The 19349-nt window shown below is 35.7% G+C and carries 7 protein-coding genes and 1 tRNA gene; 2 read left to right on the top strand and 6 right to left on the bottom strand.

Annotation, left to right across the window (positions count from 1 at the left end; translation table 11 throughout):
• Nucleotides 1-431 precede the first annotated feature (431 nt).
• Both tal and tkt read left to right on the top strand, forming a co-directional pair.
• A complete protein-coding gene (gene tal, locus GFK82_RS03670) occupies nt 432-1382 on the top strand; it encodes a transaldolase (protein WP_226810851.1) in 951 nt (316 codons plus the stop codon).
• 16 nt (nt 1383-1398) lie between these two features.
• Complete coding sequence (gene tkt, locus GFK82_RS03665; protein WP_226810849.1) at nt 1399-3393, top strand: transketolase; 1995 nt, start codon at nt 1399-1401, stop codon at nt 3391-3393.
• A 2036-nt stretch (nt 3394-5429) separates the two neighbouring features.
• Here tkt and GFK82_RS03660 read toward each other — a convergent pair.
• The 6 genes from GFK82_RS03660 to alaC all read right to left on the bottom strand — a co-directional run bounded on the left by GFK82_RS03660 (nt 5430) and on the right by alaC (nt 17798).
• A tRNA-Thr gene (locus GFK82_RS03660) sits at nt 5430-5502 on the bottom strand.
• 1916 nt (nt 5503-7418) lie between these two features.
• Complete coding sequence (trpA, locus tag GFK82_RS03655) at nt 7419-8237, bottom strand: tryptophan synthase subunit alpha (RefSeq protein ID WP_226810848.1); 819 nt, start codon at nt 8235-8237, stop codon at nt 7419-7421.
• Nucleotides 8237-9430 (bottom strand): tryptophan synthase subunit beta, encoded by a 1194-nt coding sequence (trpB, locus tag GFK82_RS03650; protein WP_226810841.1) that lies wholly within the window; start codon nt 9428-9430, stop codon nt 8237-8239. The genes trpA and trpB overlap by 1 nt, the downstream gene beginning before the upstream one ends.
• Before the next feature lie 35 nt (nt 9431-9465).
• The gene (trpCF, locus tag GFK82_RS03645) at nt 9466-10824 is read right to left on the bottom strand and encodes a bifunctional indole-3-glycerol-phosphate synthase TrpC/phosphoribosylanthranilate isomerase TrpF (RefSeq protein WP_226810839.1); all 1359 of its coding nucleotides are present in this window, start codon (nt 10822-10824) and stop codon (nt 9466-9468) included.
• A gap of 5 nt (nt 10825-10829) precedes the next feature.
• Nucleotides 10830-11828, bottom strand: coding sequence for an anthranilate phosphoribosyltransferase (trpD, locus tag GFK82_RS03640; protein WP_226810832.1), 999 nt, complete (start codon nt 11826-11828; stop codon nt 10830-10832).
• Nucleotides 11829-16577: 4749 nt separating this feature from the next.
• Nucleotides 16578-17798, bottom strand: a complete 1221-nt coding sequence (gene alaC, locus GFK82_RS03635) for an alanine transaminase (protein WP_226810830.1) — start codon at nt 17796-17798, stop codon at nt 16578-16580.
• Between the last annotated feature and the right edge of the window lie 1551 nt (nt 17799-19349).

The raw sequence follows: 19349 nt of genomic DNA, 5'->3' as shown, positions 1-19349 counted from the left end.
GTGATGTCTACCAATATTTCAATGATAGAAAATAAACCCCATGTCTTCACGAAATGTATAAAATAGATCTTACTTGATTTCATCAATACTCTGTAAAAATAGATACTTCAAAAAAAAGATAGAAGATCCATTCTTCAATTAGACTAACATAATCGTCAAGTATCTTAGTACTCTACTGAAAAACAACTGCATTTAGTGTAGACATAATATTAATATATAGTATTATTTATAATAATTGACAACAAGAGATAAAAAGTTGTTTGCCGCTGTGATCAGTGATAGGAATCTGGATACAGAATCCTTCATACTTTCGATGAAATTTATTTTAACAACCAGAAAACATATTTTTCTATATCTTATTAAGACACTGCCCTTTCTAAACGTGCTCGTTACTTATGCTAGTGACGGTCTTAAATTCATGGAGTAACGCTATGAATGATTTACAGAATTTAAAAAAATTCACTACTGTCGTTGCTGATAGTGGAGATATTGAGTCTATTCGTCATTATACACCACAAGACGCCACTACTAACCCGTCCTTGATTCTAAAAGCTTCTACCTTAGTAGGTTATCAATCACTGCTGGAAGATGCGTTAAGCTATGCTCGTAAACAAGGAGGAACACAAAAAACGAAGATCATTAACGCTAGTGATAAATTTTGTGTAAATATTGGTGTAGAAATTTTAAAAATTGTGCCTGGACGTATCTCTACCGAAGTCGATGCACGCCTCTCCTTTAATCGCGGCATGTGTGTAGCTAAAGCACGTAAATTGGTTTCACTTTATCAAGAACAGGCAATTGATAAATCGCGTATTCTCATTAAGCTTGCTGCTACATGGGAAGGGATCAAAGCTGCGGAAGAGCTCGAAAAAGAAGGGATTAAGTGTAATTTGACATTGCTATTTTCTTTCGCACAGGCACGCGCCTGCGCTGAATCTGGTGTCTATCTAATTTCACCGTTTGTTGGTCGAATTTATGATTGGTATCATCAACGGAAGCCACTTGATCCATATTTAGTCGAGGAGGATCCTGGTGTGGTTTCAGTACGTAAAATTTACACTTATTATAAACAGCATCGTTATCATACTGTTATCATGGGTGCTAGTTTCCGTAAAGTGGAGCAGATTTTAGCTCTTTCAGGCTGTGATCGATTAACTATTTCCCCCTACTTACTGAAAGAATTATCTAAAAACAATCGACATTGTGATCGTAAATTATCTCCTGATACCGGAGTTTTTCATCGGCCGACACCTTTATCTGAATCAGAATTCCGCTGGGAGCATAATCAGGATGCGATGGCTGTAGAGAAACTAGCCGAAGGCATCCGTCAGTTTGCGATTGATCAAGAAAGCCTAGAAAAACTGTTAACGGGAAAATTATAATCTTTGGAGCATCTAAATGACATCAAGAAAAATGCTTGCGAATGCTATCCGGATATTAAGCATGGACGCCGTACAAAAAGCGAATTCTGGGCACCCTGGTGCACCAATGGGAATGGCCGATATCGCTGAGGTTTTATGGCGTGATTATATGAACCATAATCCGTTAAACCCGAAATGGGTTAACCGCGATCGTTTTGTTCTTTCTAATGGGCATGCTTCAATGTTGCTCTATAGTTTACTGCATCTTACCGGTTACGATTTACCAATGGTAGAATTGAAAAATTTCCGTCAGCTACATTCTAAAACACCGGGACATCCAGAATATGGCTATACGGATGGTGTTGAAACGACTACTGGACCCTTGGGTCAGGGTATTGCTAATGCTGTGGGGTTAGCAATAGGGGAACGTACTCTAGCAGCGCAGTTCAATCGTCCTGGATATAATATTGTTGATCATTATACCTATGTTTTTCTCGGCGATGGTTGCATGATGGAAGGTATCTCTCATGAAGTCTGTTCACTGGCCGGTACGATGAAGTTAGGAAAGCTCATAGCATTTTACGATGCTAATGGTATATCCATAGATGGCAATATTGATAGCTGGTTTATGGATGATACTGCTCTTCGTTTTGAGGCCTATGGATGGCATGTTGTGCGAAATATAGACGGCCATGATAGCAATTCCATTAAAGTAGCAATAGAAAACGCACGCTCCGTCAACCAACGTCCATCGCTCCTAATATGTAAAACTGTCATTGCCTTTGGTGCTCCAAATAAAGCCGCTACCAAAGATGCACATGGAGCCCCATTGGGGGAAGAAGAAATTTCTGCTACCCGAAAAGTACTAGGTTGGAAAGAGGCACCGTTTGTAATACCCCCACACATCTACCAGGATTGGGATGCAAAAGAGTTAGGGAAGCAGAAAGAGGCTATCTGGAATGACATATTCATCACCTATGAAAAAGATTTCCCCGAGCTAGCACAAGAGTTTAAACGTCGTATAAACGGTCAATTGCCTACCTGTTGGCAGGTGGAAAGTCAAAAAATTATTGAGCAGTTGCAGGATAAACCGGCAAGCATTGCAAGCCGTAAAGCCTCTCAGAATACGCTGGAGGCGTTTGGCCCCATGTTGCCGGAATTTCTCGGCGGTTCAGCAGATCTGGCTCCTAGTAATCTAACCATTTGGTCTAAATCGCGTTCTATCGCTGACGATGCTGCTGGTAATTATATTCATTATGGGGTGCGTGAGTTTGGGATGACAGCCATCGGTAACGGTATTGCTAACCATGGTGGTTTTTTGCCGTATACTGCCACCTTCCTGATGTTTGTTGAATATGCCAGAAACGCCGTGCGGATGGCGGCGCTCATGAAAATGCGTCATATCATGGTTTATACCCACGATTCTATTGCATTAGGTGAAGATGGTCCAACTCATCAACCAGTAGAACAATTAGCTAGTCTTCGCATGACTCCCAACATGAGTAACTGGCGTCCCTGCGATCAAGTGGAAACCGCAGTCGCCTGGAAGAAAGCCATTGAGCGCTATGACGGTCCTACTGCCTTAATTCTATCACGTCAAAACTTACCGCAACAAGATCGTACATCGCAGCAAGTGCTAGATATTGCGCGAGGCGGTTACATCCTAAAAGACTGTCAAGGAGACCCAGAACTGATTCTGATAGCTACTGGTTCAGAAGTGACCTTAGCGGTAGCTGCTTATGAAGAGTTACAAAAAGAAGGCTGTAAAGTGCGTGTTATATCACTTCCCTCTACCGATATCTTTGATTTGCAGGATGAGGGTTATCGTGAATCAATTTTACCGACGAGGATTACATCCCGTATCGCCATTGAAGCGGGTATTGCTGATTATTGGTATAAGTATGTTGGGCTAAATGGCCAGATTGTTGGTATGACAACCTTTGGTGAATCAGCGCCCCCTGGAGAATTACTCACGTTCTTCGGTTTCACTGTTGAAAATGTGCTAAAAAAAGCGCGTTTGTTGCTGGAATAATTTCCATCTGGATTCTGGGACTCATGATTCCAGATATGGTGATGATTACCATCACCTCCAGGCGTACTGGTTTCCTCCTGACTCACTCGTTAAGAGTGGGGTTGTGTCTATTATAACACGCGGGCGATACGGGTTCTTAAAGTATTTATGATAGAGAAGAAACGACTTGTTTTAAATCTATACGGAAGACTAGCATTAATACTAATGCGTTATGTATAGTTTAGTTGCAAAAACTTTGTTCTATAAAACGTAATAGTTTAATGATTGGTAGATATTGTTGATTTTGTATTAACTAACGCATTTATTTTGGAAGTTTGTTAGAAGCCAAATCTGACAAAGTATCAAAAAAAATAAATATTTCTTGACGATATAAATATAGCTTGTAATGACTTTTTCTATAGTTGGACCATATTAAAATTCTTTCCCATCATGTATCAAAAAATAGAAAAAATCAACTGAATAGTCAGAGAATCAAGACCCTCTTAAGGGATATTTTGTGAAAAACCATATAGCTAGATATTTTATCTAGTGTAAGCCAAAAGATTTTCCCCATAGAATCGTAGTGATAAACTATATATTTTTCACCAAGTGAAAAAAATGAACGATACTTTTTCAGAAAAATTTTGATAAAAATATCAATCTGTGATTTCTTATAACAGATTTTTTAAAAATTAAAATATGGCTTATATATTTCTTGATAGTGCTTAGTCATGCAAAAACTTTCGTAAAAATTTCAAAAAAGTATTCTAGATTTTTATTTTTTTAAAAACCGTTTCAGCGCTAGCGATCTATGTCTAGTAATCATGGAACTCTAAGATTTTATATAATGCTTTTAAGGAAATATTCATATATTACGATGTGAATTACAGAATTTATATCACTGATCAATTGCCTAATATTATATTTTATGTAAATAGTTATTTGAACTTGACTGAGATAAGGTACAGGACAGAATATAGATATAGTCTTTAATTAAAGGAGAGAGATAAGTCCATTTTTAGACTATGAAAATAACTTCTTTTTTTAAGAAGACAAAGAAGATGATTTTAATCTTTAATATTATAATGTTTCGATTTATCGAAAGAATAAGAGTGAATTTATATTAATATAATCTCTTCAATTACCTAAATTATGTATTTCTTATTAAGATGGTTTGTAATTTGTCGAAATAAATAAAAGATCATATCATTTATTATTGATGAATATCGATTATTAGGTATCGTTTTATAAACAAGTGTGATTGAAAAGAATTCAAATAATCATTCATAATATAGGAAAAGGTTTTTGTCTCATTTTAGTGATTATTTTTCAATAAAAAATTTAATGATTTTAAACCTTCTTTTCTATATTTTTATTGCTTATAGATATAGGCTCTCTCTTATTTAGAGAGTGATAACGGTTTTGTAAAAACAGTTTCATATCGATAATAGAAAATAATGTTACTTCAAATAAGGCATAGATCCTTGTTAAAGTAGGAAGATAGTAAATGAAAAACATATTTTGAAGAAATTTTTATGAGTATGAAGACATTTTAAATTATTAATGATTCATCGGTATAAAACCAAGAGCGTTGCTAATTAATAATACTTATTTACCATTGTACTCAGCATTTTCTCTTGCTCTTTATATGTGTTCTTTCTAAAACAAAATAAAAGGAATATATTAGGTTTTTCTGAGCCTAAAAATGTATTTTGTGAAAAAAAACGCATGTACTATGATTATAGTAAAAAGCAATTAGTATCAAAAAAAATATCTTATTCTATGGTTTTATGTGTAATAATAAGAGTCTAGTAAAGTTTGTTTTTATTATTTTGTATAAGATATTAGTGAAAAGTTATCACTGATTTTTGTTAAAAATCTAAGCATCATGCTACTGAAATATATTTTTTATGGAATCAGTATAGGGTGGTGAAATACTGTTGTTTTCTATAAAAACACTAGCGGTTAGATAAACATCATTAAAACTATTTTAGTATCCTGCTATATTATTTAAATATAGTTTTGTTAAATTTCATTTGATTAATTGATTATATTGATGCCGATAGCAGGGTTTGAACCTACGACCTTCGCATTACGAATGCGCTGCTCTACCAACTAAGCTATATCGGCGGAAGAAAAATCATAATGGCGCTGTTCTTCAGGTGAACGTTACGCAAAACCAGAAAAAGAGTCAATAGATAGGTAAGAAACTTTGAAGAAAAATCTGATAAATCACTTCATGAATATTGTAAGTGAATATTGATTATAATCTATAAATATGTTGTATTATGGTTAAGAATTAGTTATTTAGTGTCTTCTTTCCTCTTATTATTTTGATCTTACTTGTTTATGTCATTAATGACTATTAATGAGAAAATATTACTGTGCTTTAGCGTTATAGGAAAAGCAGGCTAACGGCCTAGGTTTTGGCCTGATTGTACTTAAATTAAGTTTAGGTTGTATTTGTTAGCTAGACATTTGGAAATGAACTATCTACATTATGGATGAATAAGTTATCTTTATTTATAGAAAAAGCTATAGTTTTTCCTAGTTGTTATAGGTATTTTTATTTAAAAAATCATAATACTCCCTATGAAAAACACTGTTAAAATTTGAGCATCTAGATGCAGTGGGTTTTAAGCGAGGTTTATTGAACTAAGCATTGTGTAGTTCCTTTATGTATAATATAAAAGAAATCACTTAAGATTAATAATGAAGTTTTTCAAATGCCAAGAGATTAATTATCTATATATACAAAATTAAAACGCATCTGCAAATGCCAATATGACTTTATTATGACACATATTTTATGTTGTATGAATTGTCAGACTTGATGGGTCGTTAATCTGTGCTTTCTGAAAGTAATAGTGAGTAAATTCATACTTATTTGTACGAATATTAACTCAGTATTTTTTATTATTCCATCATGGTCTCATAGAGAATAGCATAAACGGTGTTTTTAACATATTAAGCGTATCCATTTGTATAAATCTGTTATTTTAATAGGTCATCTATGAATATTTATATTTATATTTTGACTGTCAGCCATTCATGGTACTATTATTTATAGTGCCTATAATTTGTATCTAAGATTTAGTACATAGTTAAATTCGACTCATTGAATCAATAACTCTAGCTTATAGAAATATGAAGAACACAGATATACAACAGGTAAAAACGTTTTATAAATAAGATTCTTAATTTAATATATAGTAGTGCTTAAAAAGAAATTACATTACTCTGAATAAAAGATATCTTTCTGATAGAAAGATATCTTTTATTCAGGTAAACATCATTTAAAACTGAATGTTTAGTAGAGTATTTGATTAGCTATTCACGTTATCCCACTTAAATATGGAACTCGGAGAAAGCAACAATATAATTGAGATTTATGTGTTAGATAAAACTTCGTTCCCATTGTTTAATGGAATATTATCAAAATAAAATCACTAAGTGATTTCTACAATCTATAGCACACTCTTTGAGTGATTTTATAGTGAGACTTGTATTAGTCTCAGTATGTATAAGATGATGCGTATAACATAAAATCAAACACAATAAAATAAAAAAAGAAAAGATGCGGTAGAAGTAGTAATAGTATCAACTATATTGATTATAGTGTGAAAATGGTTCATTTATAGCTCAGATATAATATTTTTGATTCGGTGAGAACTTATCCGAGCTATAAGCGGGTAATAACGCTTAAGAAAAAACAAAATTTAAATGTATTACCTTCGCAAACTGTAAGGTATGATATAAATTATTTAATTGTCATGTTGTGTTTTTATTAATTTTTCACCTGTTACTCGGGTGAGTCGCCTGTACTACTAAGTTAGCTTCATAGGCGGAATTGATAAAATCGTTTAACTGAACGCGGTTTTTAAGAGTTAGTTAGGATTAAGAGCAATACAAAAAGTTTGATAAGATATCTTGAATCTTTCACATATTATAACTTTTCCTTTAATCAAGGACATTGTGTTTATGTTGGGTTTTTTCACTGGTTCTCTAAGGGAGTGCGAGAGTGAAATTGTTAACGGTGAGTATATTTATTCCAGTTTATAACGAGTCGCTGCCTTCATTTCGCGTATGAATTTCGTTAGTTTTTTTAGCATTATTGAGGGATGATTGATGTTATTTTCAATAATGTGAATAATAGCTGACCCGGAGATGGCACCAGTTGCGCCAGATTGTAACGCAGCGCGTACATGACTTGGATTAGAAATGCCAAATCCTTGTATCGTCGGTGCAGCATGATATGCTTTTAGCATTTTAATCAAATGCGTAAGTAGTGTTGTATTTTCTGGTTTTGCGCTGCCAGTAACCCCGGCTCGTGAGAGTAGATACGTATATGCTCGACCATGTAACGCAATTTCTCGTAACAAATTATCGTCGATGTTAGGAGGGCAAATAAAAATGGGCGAGATACCATGGCGTGTCGCAGCAATTCGAAATGGTAAGCTCTCTTGAAGAGGTACATCTGCAACTAGCACTGAGTCGACTCCAACTTCGGCACAACGGGCGTAAAAAGCGTCAATACCATGATTATAGACTAGATTGGCGTACATTAGTAACCCAATCGGAATAGCAGGGAATTTTTGGCGAATGGATACTAACATTTTAAAACAGTGCGTCGGCATGACACCAGAGGCAAATGCGCGAAGGGTAGCATTTTGAATAGTAGGCCCGTCCGCCAGCGGGTCGGAGAACGGTATCCCGAGTTCTAAGGCATCGGCACCGGCGTGAATAAGTGTATCAATAATTTTCAGGGAGAGTGATGGATTTGGATCACCAAGCATCACAAATGGTACAAAGGCACCTTCATTCCGGTTCTCCAGCTGATTAAATAGTGTTTGATAACGCGTCATCAAATTTCTCCTCGTGTTGATAGAATATCATGAACGGTAAAAATATCTTTATCGCCCCGGCCAGACAAGTTCACCACCAGGATCTGTTCCTTATACTCCGGCGCTGCTTGAATCATACGAAGAGCGTGAGCTAGCGCGTGAGATGATTCTAATGCCGGGATGATTCCCTCATGGCGAGAGAGCCGCCTAAAGGCGTTTAGTGCTTCTTCATCGGTTGCTGATACGTACTCAGCACGCCCGATGTGTTCGAGATAAGCATGCTGCGGCCCTACCGAGGGAAAATCCAAGCCGGCAGAGATGGAGTAGGACTCTTCAATTTGCCCCTCTTCAGACTGCATTATGGGCGATTTCATACCGAAGTAGATACCTGTGCGACCATGTTTAAGTGATGCACCATGCTGGCCAGTTTTAATACCCAATCCCCCCGGCTCGACGCCTATCAGGCGAACGCTGGGTTCATCAATGAAATCCGCAAAGATACCAATAGCATTAGAACCTCCGCCAACGCAAGCTATCACCGCATCTGGCAGCCGCTGCTCATGCTCATGAATTTGTTCGCGTGTCTCCTGGCCTATTATACGCTGAAATTCGCGTACGATAGTTGGGAATGGATGTGGACCAGCAGCAGTACCGAGCATATAGTGGGCGCGGGAATAAGTGCTAGACCAATCTCGCAAGGCTTCATTGCAGGCGTCTTTCAGCGTAGAAGAACCGCTATGTACTGGAATAACTTCAGCCCCCATTAACCGCATGCGAAAGACGTTTGGAGATTGCCGTTCCATATCTTTAGCACCCATATAAATACGACATTTCAATCCCAGTAGTGCGCAAGACAGGGCTGAAGCAACTCCATGCTGACCCGCGCCGGTTTCTGCGATGATTTCGGTTTTTCCCATACGTTTTGCCAGTATCGCTTGGCCTAATACTTGGTTGGTTTTGTGGGCACCGCCGTGCAGTAAATCTTCACGTTTTAGATATAGTTTTGTTCGAGTACCGATAGTTAAGTTTCGGCACAGCGTCAAGGGCGTTGGACGGCCGGCATAATGGATTAGTAGGTTATGGAATTCAGAATGAAAAGTCGGATCGCCCTGGGCACTGATGAAGGCATCTTCTAACTGAAGCAGTGGAGGCATTAGAATTTCTGGCACGTACATGCCGCCAAATTCCCCAAAATAAGGATCGAGTCGTGTCATGGTTTATTCTCTTACTGACAGTGTCAGACTGAATATTAATAGGCGCGTAGCATTTGAAATGCCTTGGTTAGTTTATGATGGTCTTTAAGACCCGGTGCACTTTCTACGCCAGAGTTAAAATCTAGTCCAGCGCAGCCAAGACGGGCTGCAGCTCTGCAGTTGTCAGGTGAAAGCCCACCTGCTAATATCACGTTATCTAATCTTGTCCCATGTAATAGCGTCCAATCAAAAGTCGTACCGCTTCCTCCGCCGTTATCAAGAACGTACCGCACGACGTGGGCTAAATTACGCAGAGGTAGATTATATCGTACATCTACTGCTTTCCAAATTTGACAATTAGATGGAAGAGCGTGCTGTAGTGCGTTAATATAAGTCTGATCTTCGTGGCCGTGTAGCTGTACCGCTGCCAGTGAAAGCGCTTCGGCTGTCGTGGCTACATGGCTTACTTCCGCATCGAGAAATACGCCAACATAGCGGAGTGAGGCGCCAGTTACCACAATACGGGCAGTTTCTGCATTCACATATCTTGGGGAGCCGGGAATAAAAATAAGCCCGCCATAAATTGCGCCAGCCTCCATAGCGGCATGGGCATCTACAGCTCGGGTTAGCCCGCACACTTTGTTTTCTCCAAGTAGCACCCGTCGTACTGCTATCGTTAAGTCAGGTTCGGCCATTAGTGAACTGCCAATTAAGAACCCAGTAGCATACTGACTCAGTTCACGAATCTGGGAATAATGATGGATTCCAGATTCGCTGATAACTTTAACCCCTTTGGGTAGTCCTAGACCCAAGGTGCGTGTGCGATTCAAGTCAATAGATAGATTGCGCAAATCACGATTGTTAATGCCTACTACCTTCGCCTGTAAGGTAATCGCTCGTTCACGCTCTTCATCGCTAATAACTTCGGTTAACACTCCCATTTTCAGACTCTTCGCTACTGCTGCCAGTTCACAGTAAGTATTGTCATCAAGAATAGATAACATCAGCAGAATAGCATCTGCTTGATATAAACGTGCTAGATAGATTTGCCAGGGATCGATGATAAAATCTTTACATAATATGGGGTGACTCACTGAGTGGCTCACCTGATATAAGAAATTAAAGTTACCCTGGAAGTATTTTTCGTCAGTTAATACCGACATTACATCGGCATATTGTCGGTAAATTCCCGCAATAGCGATAGGGTCAAATTCATTTCGGATTAGACCTTGGGAAGGTGACGCTTTTTTGCATTCTAGAATAAATGCTGTATGAGAACAGGATAGTGCTTCATAAAAACTACGCGTGCTAGGATGAATCTGATGATAAAAACTCTCTAGCGGATATAATTGTTTATGCTCAGCTACCCATTTATATTTGTCTGCGACAATTTGCGCCAGTATCGTTTCCTGCATTGTGTTTATCCTTTTTCTGCTAAAGCTAACATGCCCAAATAAGGAGAGCCGCTATGAATTTCATGTAGTGCCCGATGGGTATTATCACGCAGATTTTCATGCCCGAACAATTTGAGTAGCAAGGCAACGTTAGCAGCGACGACAGCTGCATGCGCGTACTTACCATTACCTTGTAATAAACATTTTAAAATGTCACGATTTTCTTCTGGGGATCCTCCACGGAGAGCGTCTGCTGATTGAGTTAATAGGCCAAAATCCGCTGCGTTCAGGGTGTAACTGTCAATCATCCCTTCTCGCAACTCCGCTACCTGCGTCGGAGCGTGCAGCGCTACCTCATCCATTCCACCGCTGTGTACTACTGCAGCGCGATGATAATCCAGCATCTGTAGGGTTTTTGCAATTGGCAAGACTAGTTGCGGACTATAAACGCCAATTAGAGCTAATGGTGGTCGGGCAGGATTAAGCAAAGGACCAAGTATATTGAAAATAGTACGTGTTTTTAATAGTTTACGTACTGGCATGGTGTAACGCAAACCGGAATTATATTGTGGAGCGAATAAAAAACATATCCCCAGTTCATCCAGTGCCTGACGTGAAATTTCTGCCGGCATATTCGTGCGAATCCCGAAAGCTGTAAGAAGGTCTGCGGAACCTGAACAGCTAGACACACCCCCATTCCCATGCTTAGCTATATGTGCACCGCAGCTGGCACTAACGATGGCGCTAGCAGTGGAGATGTTAATACTATTGCTGCTGTCACCACCTGTTCCGACTATATCTGCAAATAGATAATCAGGACGAGGAAATGAGCTGGCGTGGGCTAGTAGGGCTGATGTGGCGCCGGCGATCTCCTCGGGGTGTTCTCCGCGTACTTTCATACTAATAAGCACAGCTGCTAGTTGTTCGGGGGCTAACTGTCCTTGAATAATGCCTTCGAATAGCTGCTGGCTTGTCTCACGGTTCATACGTCCCCCAACATAAAGATGTTCCAGAATTGTTTGCATAGAGAAGTCCTTGTGGTTATATTTGCGCTGATGCAAATGTTAAATTTAACGAATGTTTTCCAGAATACTTAAAATTCATACAAGGTGGTATTGGAAGCTTCAGATCCACGCTGTGTTATTTTTTAGTTGTTATAACAATGCTGTTGTGGATGTGTATTGACGATGAGAAAAAGCAGAAATTTTGTTATTTGTTAGTACGTGATCATTTTTAGAGGTTCTATTCGTGATAAGTAAGACGGATGCGGATGAAGGGTCACTAGCTATGTAATTAAGTCAGAAATCTTAATATATTGGCAGTTAGTATTCGCTATATCCACAAAGGAAGAAGCAAGATTTATATATTGTATAATAGTAAGGATATGATAAGTTTCTCCGTTAGTGACTTTTGGTAAAGTACTACTGGAAAATTTTATATATTATGGAGTTATCAATTTATAGGTAAGAAAATTCATGTTATCTAGCGATAACATGTTAGATATCAAAATAGATTTTTCTGTACCCTGATGGTGAATAATAAAATTGATAACAATAAGTTCTGTATTTTTCTCTCGTTTCCTAATATGTTAGGGGGCATCCTAATCCTAGCATTAATGTCAGCTTTAAAATTATCAGGCATACCTTTTCTACCCGCACTCGATCTTCATGTTACCTTTTTAGGTTTGTCGTTATCGAGTACACCTGATGAAGTTAAATCGGAATATGGATATTGATTGAGGGTAAGGCATAAATCATCTCAATATCTTGATGTGTATAAATTACCGAAGTAATGGTATCGAGTTTTTAAATAATGAAGCTTTAACGTTATAGAAATTCCTCATGATTAGATGATAGAGTTTATTTACCACTCTGTAGTTTAATCGTAAGGTTTTTCGCTTAGAAATAAGAGGTTTATCTATGTATCATTCATTCAATTGATGCCACCATGCAACGAGGCATGGATAGCGTAAAATAAAGTTATAAATTCCTTGTTATTCACTTTCAATGCGGGATAAATAGTCATTAGAGATATTGGCTACAGATTAAATAGGAAGTATTGTATTCGACCCCTGGTCGTGTAGTCTTTTGAATCGACACGGTAGCAGGCATTAGAGATATAATTTGGGGATATGCCATGTTGGTTTAACTCTTCACGTGAGTAGTAAGCAGCACTTTTATCTAAGCTCAGAGCTGAACTTTAAACTAGTAACGATACCTATATCTAGTTCTAGTATCATGAGAGCGCCATATGATCCAATGATACATAGTAAAAAGGTTATGGTGTGAAAAATCAAATGACAGATATTATTATTGATAGATAAAACCAACATTTTTTCATAACGTTGTTTTGATTTAAAAAAGAAATTTTTCCCTTCTGAATGACTTTCTAGGTATCTGATGTGAATTTTTTCTCTAGAGGTTCCTAACCAGGATGGAATCCTTGTTTTCGTAGGGAGAGTAGCGGTTATTCTTTAAACAAATAAACACAAGTCAGATTGTATCGTAAATTTTTCGAAGATTAAAAATAGTTATTTGAATTAAAATATTCATCATTGTATATATGTATAATGAAATTTATAAATGTTTTTTATATTTCGTGTTTATTAGATAAATTCTTATCCATGTTCTCACACCAAAAGTGTCGTTAATAGACAAGTCTTGTATGCAATTTTTAGCATTTCTATGCTATAAATTTATCTCGGGTACTAAAAAATCATCATAAGATATATATAGACTATCTTTTAGTGTTTAAAAATGTTTCTTTTTTTACTCAATCAATACTTTTCATGATGTTTTTTTCTTGAATCATGGTAACCAAATAAAATTTTATAGAAGTGGATAAAAGACTGATGTATGGTAATAATCTAAACACTGTTATATTATTCAACATAAATAATATCCTATCTGTCATTATTTTAATAATATGATTTTATCAATTAGAATCAAAACATTATAAGTGAAAGTGTGAATATTCCGTTATTTAATTACGGAAAAAAAACACTGATACTGATTCTAATATGTCCAGAACAAAATATCGATCCAATCCAATGAAGATATTTTTAATCTTTATAGCACTTATTTTTAGTTGAGTAACACTAATATTAATTATAGTAATTATTCACATTTTAACAAGTATTATCCAAAGAAATATTTTAAATAAAATAACAGGTTTCGTGTTTTTTATAAATCAATTTATTAACTTATTATTTTTACTTTATACCGACTATATAGCATATAGTGAATTATGATTATAATCATAGTTCTGAAAATACGCATTATTCACTAAATCAAGAGCGTATTTATCAAATAGATTACATATTTATATAATTAATACGAAGTCATTTAGAAATATAATAAGATTTCCTTTTTACTACAATGAGCAATAGGAAAGATCTGGCATGCGAAAGATATTGCTCTGTCTTTAAGAAAGTCGAAGATGATGGTGTGTACTCCTGATTCCAAAAATAATTATAACTTTGGATATTTTAATATTAGGTTCAATCGTATTCATATGTTTTAATATTAAGAGCAAGAGTAGTATTGGCAGCAATGTGGCAATAAGATACAGTCAGTAATAATAAAGTATAGTTGTAAACTAATAATCAAAAACAGTAATATGTTAATTAAGAAGAGTGGTAATGTTAGTCTTAGATATTTATATTAATGTTTTATATAATAAAAATGTGCATGGTTTTATCTGTTTTGTTTTATGATCAAAATCCATCATACATAACACAGCATGCCACTAGTAATGCAATTATCAGTATTGACTGATTGTTATTGTATGATTTAGTTAATATATTCTAAGGTTAATTAGAAAGTTGGTTATGGATTATAAAATCCATACTGTCCAGACAAAACCGTTAATCATTTTATTATATACCAATAAAATTGTACATTAATATGATATAAGCCCTGAATAGATGTAACCTTGTTTTAAGTGAGAAAAAAATATTGCAATACCCCGCACTTCTTAAATTACCATGGTACAGCGGATTAATTTGTTTTCTTAATAGATTTAAATTAGTAATCAGATGATGTTGCGATGGGAATTAATTTTCTTTCATGAGTGAATTCATGATTTTAATCGTACTATTTGGTTTTTAAAACTAAATTATCCGTTATCATAAGACAGGATGGAAATCCAGCATACATGAAGAGAAGATCACCAGTTGATAATATCAATCTTTTTACTCAATTGTCTTTATAGTGAAATGCTTAATGACATATAAGCAGGTATAAATTAACGTTCATAAAGTTATTTATCTAAGCTTTTCTTGAAGTTGTTTTTAGTCATTCAGCTTTAAATAATATAGCAATCTTTTATTTGTTATCATAAATCTACATTTGGTACTATTCTTAATAGTGAAGATTTATCTCTTCATGTTATATCAATTTGAAATTGATATTAGTCTAGAAGTGGTTTTTAGAAGAACTTTCATGCGTCTAGTAGTATTGGCATACTATGCGGTTCGTGTATTGGATATATTGGTCAAGTACCGTATTGTTGTGTATATGAAAATAATATTTTTTGAAGACAAAAGTATATCTACTCTTGGGAAGAGTAATATTAATTTTGGATAAATTGCAATAGTAAATAATTGATTTAGATTAAGTAAAGAACCTTGTGAATGGATGGTAGTTTGTATTATTTAAAAGTAAATGCAAGTATCTTAAATAGTGTATCTGATATTAATGCTAGAATATTGTTTCCTAATATTTTTATAGATATTTAAAAGATATATGCTTCATGGAGTAAAAAATTAACCAGATTCGTAGTTTTTTTATGCTTGATGTTGTCATTTTACTCTCTGTTGATTGAAATTGCATAATTAATGGGATAATTTTAAGTGAGATGTAGTTCAGCCACTGCATATTGATTATATCATTTAGAATACATTTTATTTCTTGAATAGAAAAATCTCTTATTAGCGTTTTTTTTATAGAAAGAAATTTGTTCATGTTCTTTCATTGCTAGGTAATAAGTATCGTTAGATAAAAATTGCATGTTTAGGATGCGACATACTGGTACATACCGACCCCCCCCAGCGTTATAGGTTCGCTGAATTTATCTTTTTAAAATCGTAAAAGATAATACTTTTGAGCAGTATAAGTGGGCATCTCTAGATATTAAAAGCAAGAGGTAAGGAATTGAAATATCGTCTTTTAGGTCTATAAAATGTAAGCTTAAATAGTGATATAACTGTGATCAGTTTTTACTGAATGATATGATTGGTCAGAACCGTCCTTGTATCCATTCGTATCAAAATGGATGAAGTGTTCCTATTTTATATGAAATATATAAAATATACTATATAACAACGAATGGATTTGTAATGAAAGGGTGAGTAGCAAAGTTAAATATTTTTTTACAAAAAAAAGAGAATAAAACTTAGAAGATCCGTATTAAATATTTTTAATTATGTAAAAACATTAAGGTGTCATGAACAATATTCAGCGTCTATTGTAGTAGACGCTTATATATTTTAGATTTCAATACAATCAAAAATCAGAAATATTTAATAACTTTATTTTGACGGAAATCCCTTTTTATTGGTCTACATACTAAACTTAAGATATAGTAAGGTGTCTATTTATTCCTTACATTCCCTTCTATATCGGGAAGGGGTTGTAAGTGTAAACAGGAACAAAACAGATAATCATCTAAATTGGGATGATAGGAAGAATCATAAATCAACATAGATTAAATCTGCTATGTCACTAATGAACCTCGTGAGCTCTGGAGTTAATCAATGCACTACGGTGATGGAATTATGTCGCTGATGATCCATGAGAGAAGCCATCTGCCAAAAACATAGCTTTTATGCCACGTACTGCCTGCCGTATTCGCTCTTGATTTTCAATTAATGCAAAACGTACATGAGTATCGCCATAATCGCCAAACCCGATCCCAGGGGATACACAGACTTTTGCCTCAGCCAGCAACTTTTTGGCGAATTCCAAAGATCCCATTTCGGCATAATGATCAGGAATTTTAGCCCAGACATACATCGATGCTTTAGGGATTCCCACCATCCAGTCTATTGCATGTAATCCCTTTACTAGCATATTTCGTCGTTGGCGATATTGCTCGGCGATACTGTGCACGCATCCTTGGTCTCCCTCCAAGGCAGCGATAGCCGCAACTTGCAGCGGGGTAAAAGTACCGTAATCATGATAGCTTTTTATACGTGCTAGCGCGTTAACTATGACGGAGTTTCCTGCCATACAACCGATACGCCAACCAGCCATGTTATAGCTTTTTGATAAGGTAAAAAATTCTACTGCGATCTTTTTAGCGCCAGAGACTTGCAAAATAGATGGTGCCTTCCAGCCGTCATAAACAATATCGGCGTAGGCTAAATCATGCACTACAATTATATTGTATTGGCTTGCCAGAGCTATGACCCTCTCAAAAAAATCCAGTTCTACGCATTGAGTAGTTGGATTGGATGGAAAACTGAGGATTATCATTTTTGGCGTAGGAACGCTTTCACGAATTGCTCGTTCTAACTCATAGAAAAAATCTACTCCCTCAAGTAGCGGAATAGAACGTACTTGAGCACCGGCAATTACGGCACCATAAATATGAATGGGATAGCTAGGGTTTGGTACTAATACGGTATCCCCATAATCCAGTGTGGCAAGCATTAAATGCGCTAACCCTTCCTTCGAGCCAATAGTGACAATCACCTCGCTTTCCGGATCAATATCAACCATATAGCGATCTGCATACCAGTGTGAAAAAGCACGGCGTAAACTTGGAATACCCCGAGATATAGAGTAACCATGGGTATCTTTTCGCTGAGCTACCGTACATAACTTCTCCACAATATGTGATGGTGTCGGACCATCAGGATTACCCATACTGAAATCGATGATATCCTCTCCACGCCGCCGTGCTGCCATTTTTAATTCTGCGGTAATATTAAAAATATAGAGAGGGAGACGTTCAATGCGCGTAAAGCGATGTAGAGAAGCCAATTTAGTCATAATATCCTCTGATGACGTAGTCTGCCCAGACTATCTGAGCGACGCTCCCCTATATTTGGGGTTACTCTGGAAACGATCTCATTTATTAAAAGTTGTTGGCTAAGATAACTTTTTACGTTTCATACTTCATTTAGTTTAGATAATAAGATTCATTTTTCTTTCCCGTTTTACAAGCGATGATAAAACATCATGTTGATTAGTGTTCATAACTAGGTAAAGTTATCAGGTAAAAGAAGTCTACATCTATTGTTTAAGGTTTATCAATTCCTTTAATTAACTATGTAGAAACATTAAAAACATAAAGATTTTAAGAATTATCGTATTAGTTTCTGAGAAACTTCTAGCGATTGATTTTTAAAAAAAGTTAGTCTCTTCTAAAGAATGCTGCTGTTATTCTGAGTTAATTTCTACACTCTATCACTTCTTGATTAGGAATGAATTACTATTTACGTAGAGACTAAGTGCAAGAATAGTAGAAATGAATAATGGAGCATCACAGTGTCAATTGTGTGTCCAGTACCCTAAATGATCTATAGGAAGATGTTTTTACGCATTCTAAATCATATCCTATACGACGTTTTTTGTAAAAATATAGTAAGTAACTTGATGGTTTCAGTGATCACTACATAACCTACTATTTTCATAGTAGAAATAGTATGCAAGCATAATCCAGAAATATATTATTCTTGAATAATATAATAAGCGTCTATAAAATATACCAAGAGTGACATTTTTAAAAAAACAATAAGATATCTCATGTGGTATCTGATGATACTTTATCTCATCACTGTTTTAAGGGTGTATTTTTTAATAGAAAATATGAGGATGGCTCAGATTTATTAACAATAGTGAGATCTCACATATCATATAATTATATCGCTCGCTAATAGTTATCAGTTTTGACCTCAAGATTGTATTAAGAGATAAATGTGCAATCTGGTGTAAGGATGGGGGGGGTTGACTATGTGCTATTTATAGAAGCTCGTCCATATGCAGATATAAATCTATTTTTATACTGTTGGATACTAGGATTTTGATGTGTTGTACGTGATCCCATATAAATTCTCTACTTCTTTTCTGCTAATACATTGATCTTATATAATTATGAGAAAGATGGGTGGCAGAGATTCAGAATTATGAGGAGTTGCTAAACAATTTCGTTGGAAAAATGATGGAATGGTTTAGAAACATAGGCATGGTAATGATCATGCCAATAGCATGATTGTATTTTGATCAATCACAAACGATAATTGTAATGCCTGTATTTATTATGATCGATACAGAATATCCTCTCTTCTAGAGAATCGCCCTTATTGGAGAGTGATCTTGATCTGGCTGATACAGAGGAGCATTTCCTGAACTTTGATTATAGATCCCGAAGAACTTGCTGATATTAAAGAAAGTTGCGTTATAAGTGTGTATATAGAGCTATGCCCGATATAGCGCAAGATCATGTTTGGTTTCTCCATTACCAGGATATTTGAATATAGTGATTTTTAATAAATTGGAGCTGTATTTTAGCTAGCAGCTAAAATACTAGGGATTATATTT

The sequence above is a fragment of the Candidatus Steffania adelgidicola genome (assembly GCF_020541225.1).
Taxonomy (GTDB): Bacteria; Pseudomonadota; Gammaproteobacteria; order Enterobacterales; family Enterobacteriaceae; genus Steffania; species Steffania adelgidicola.
The sequence above is the reverse complement of the archived record's forward strand: the minus strand, read 5'-3'. Positions and strand labels throughout refer to the sequence as shown.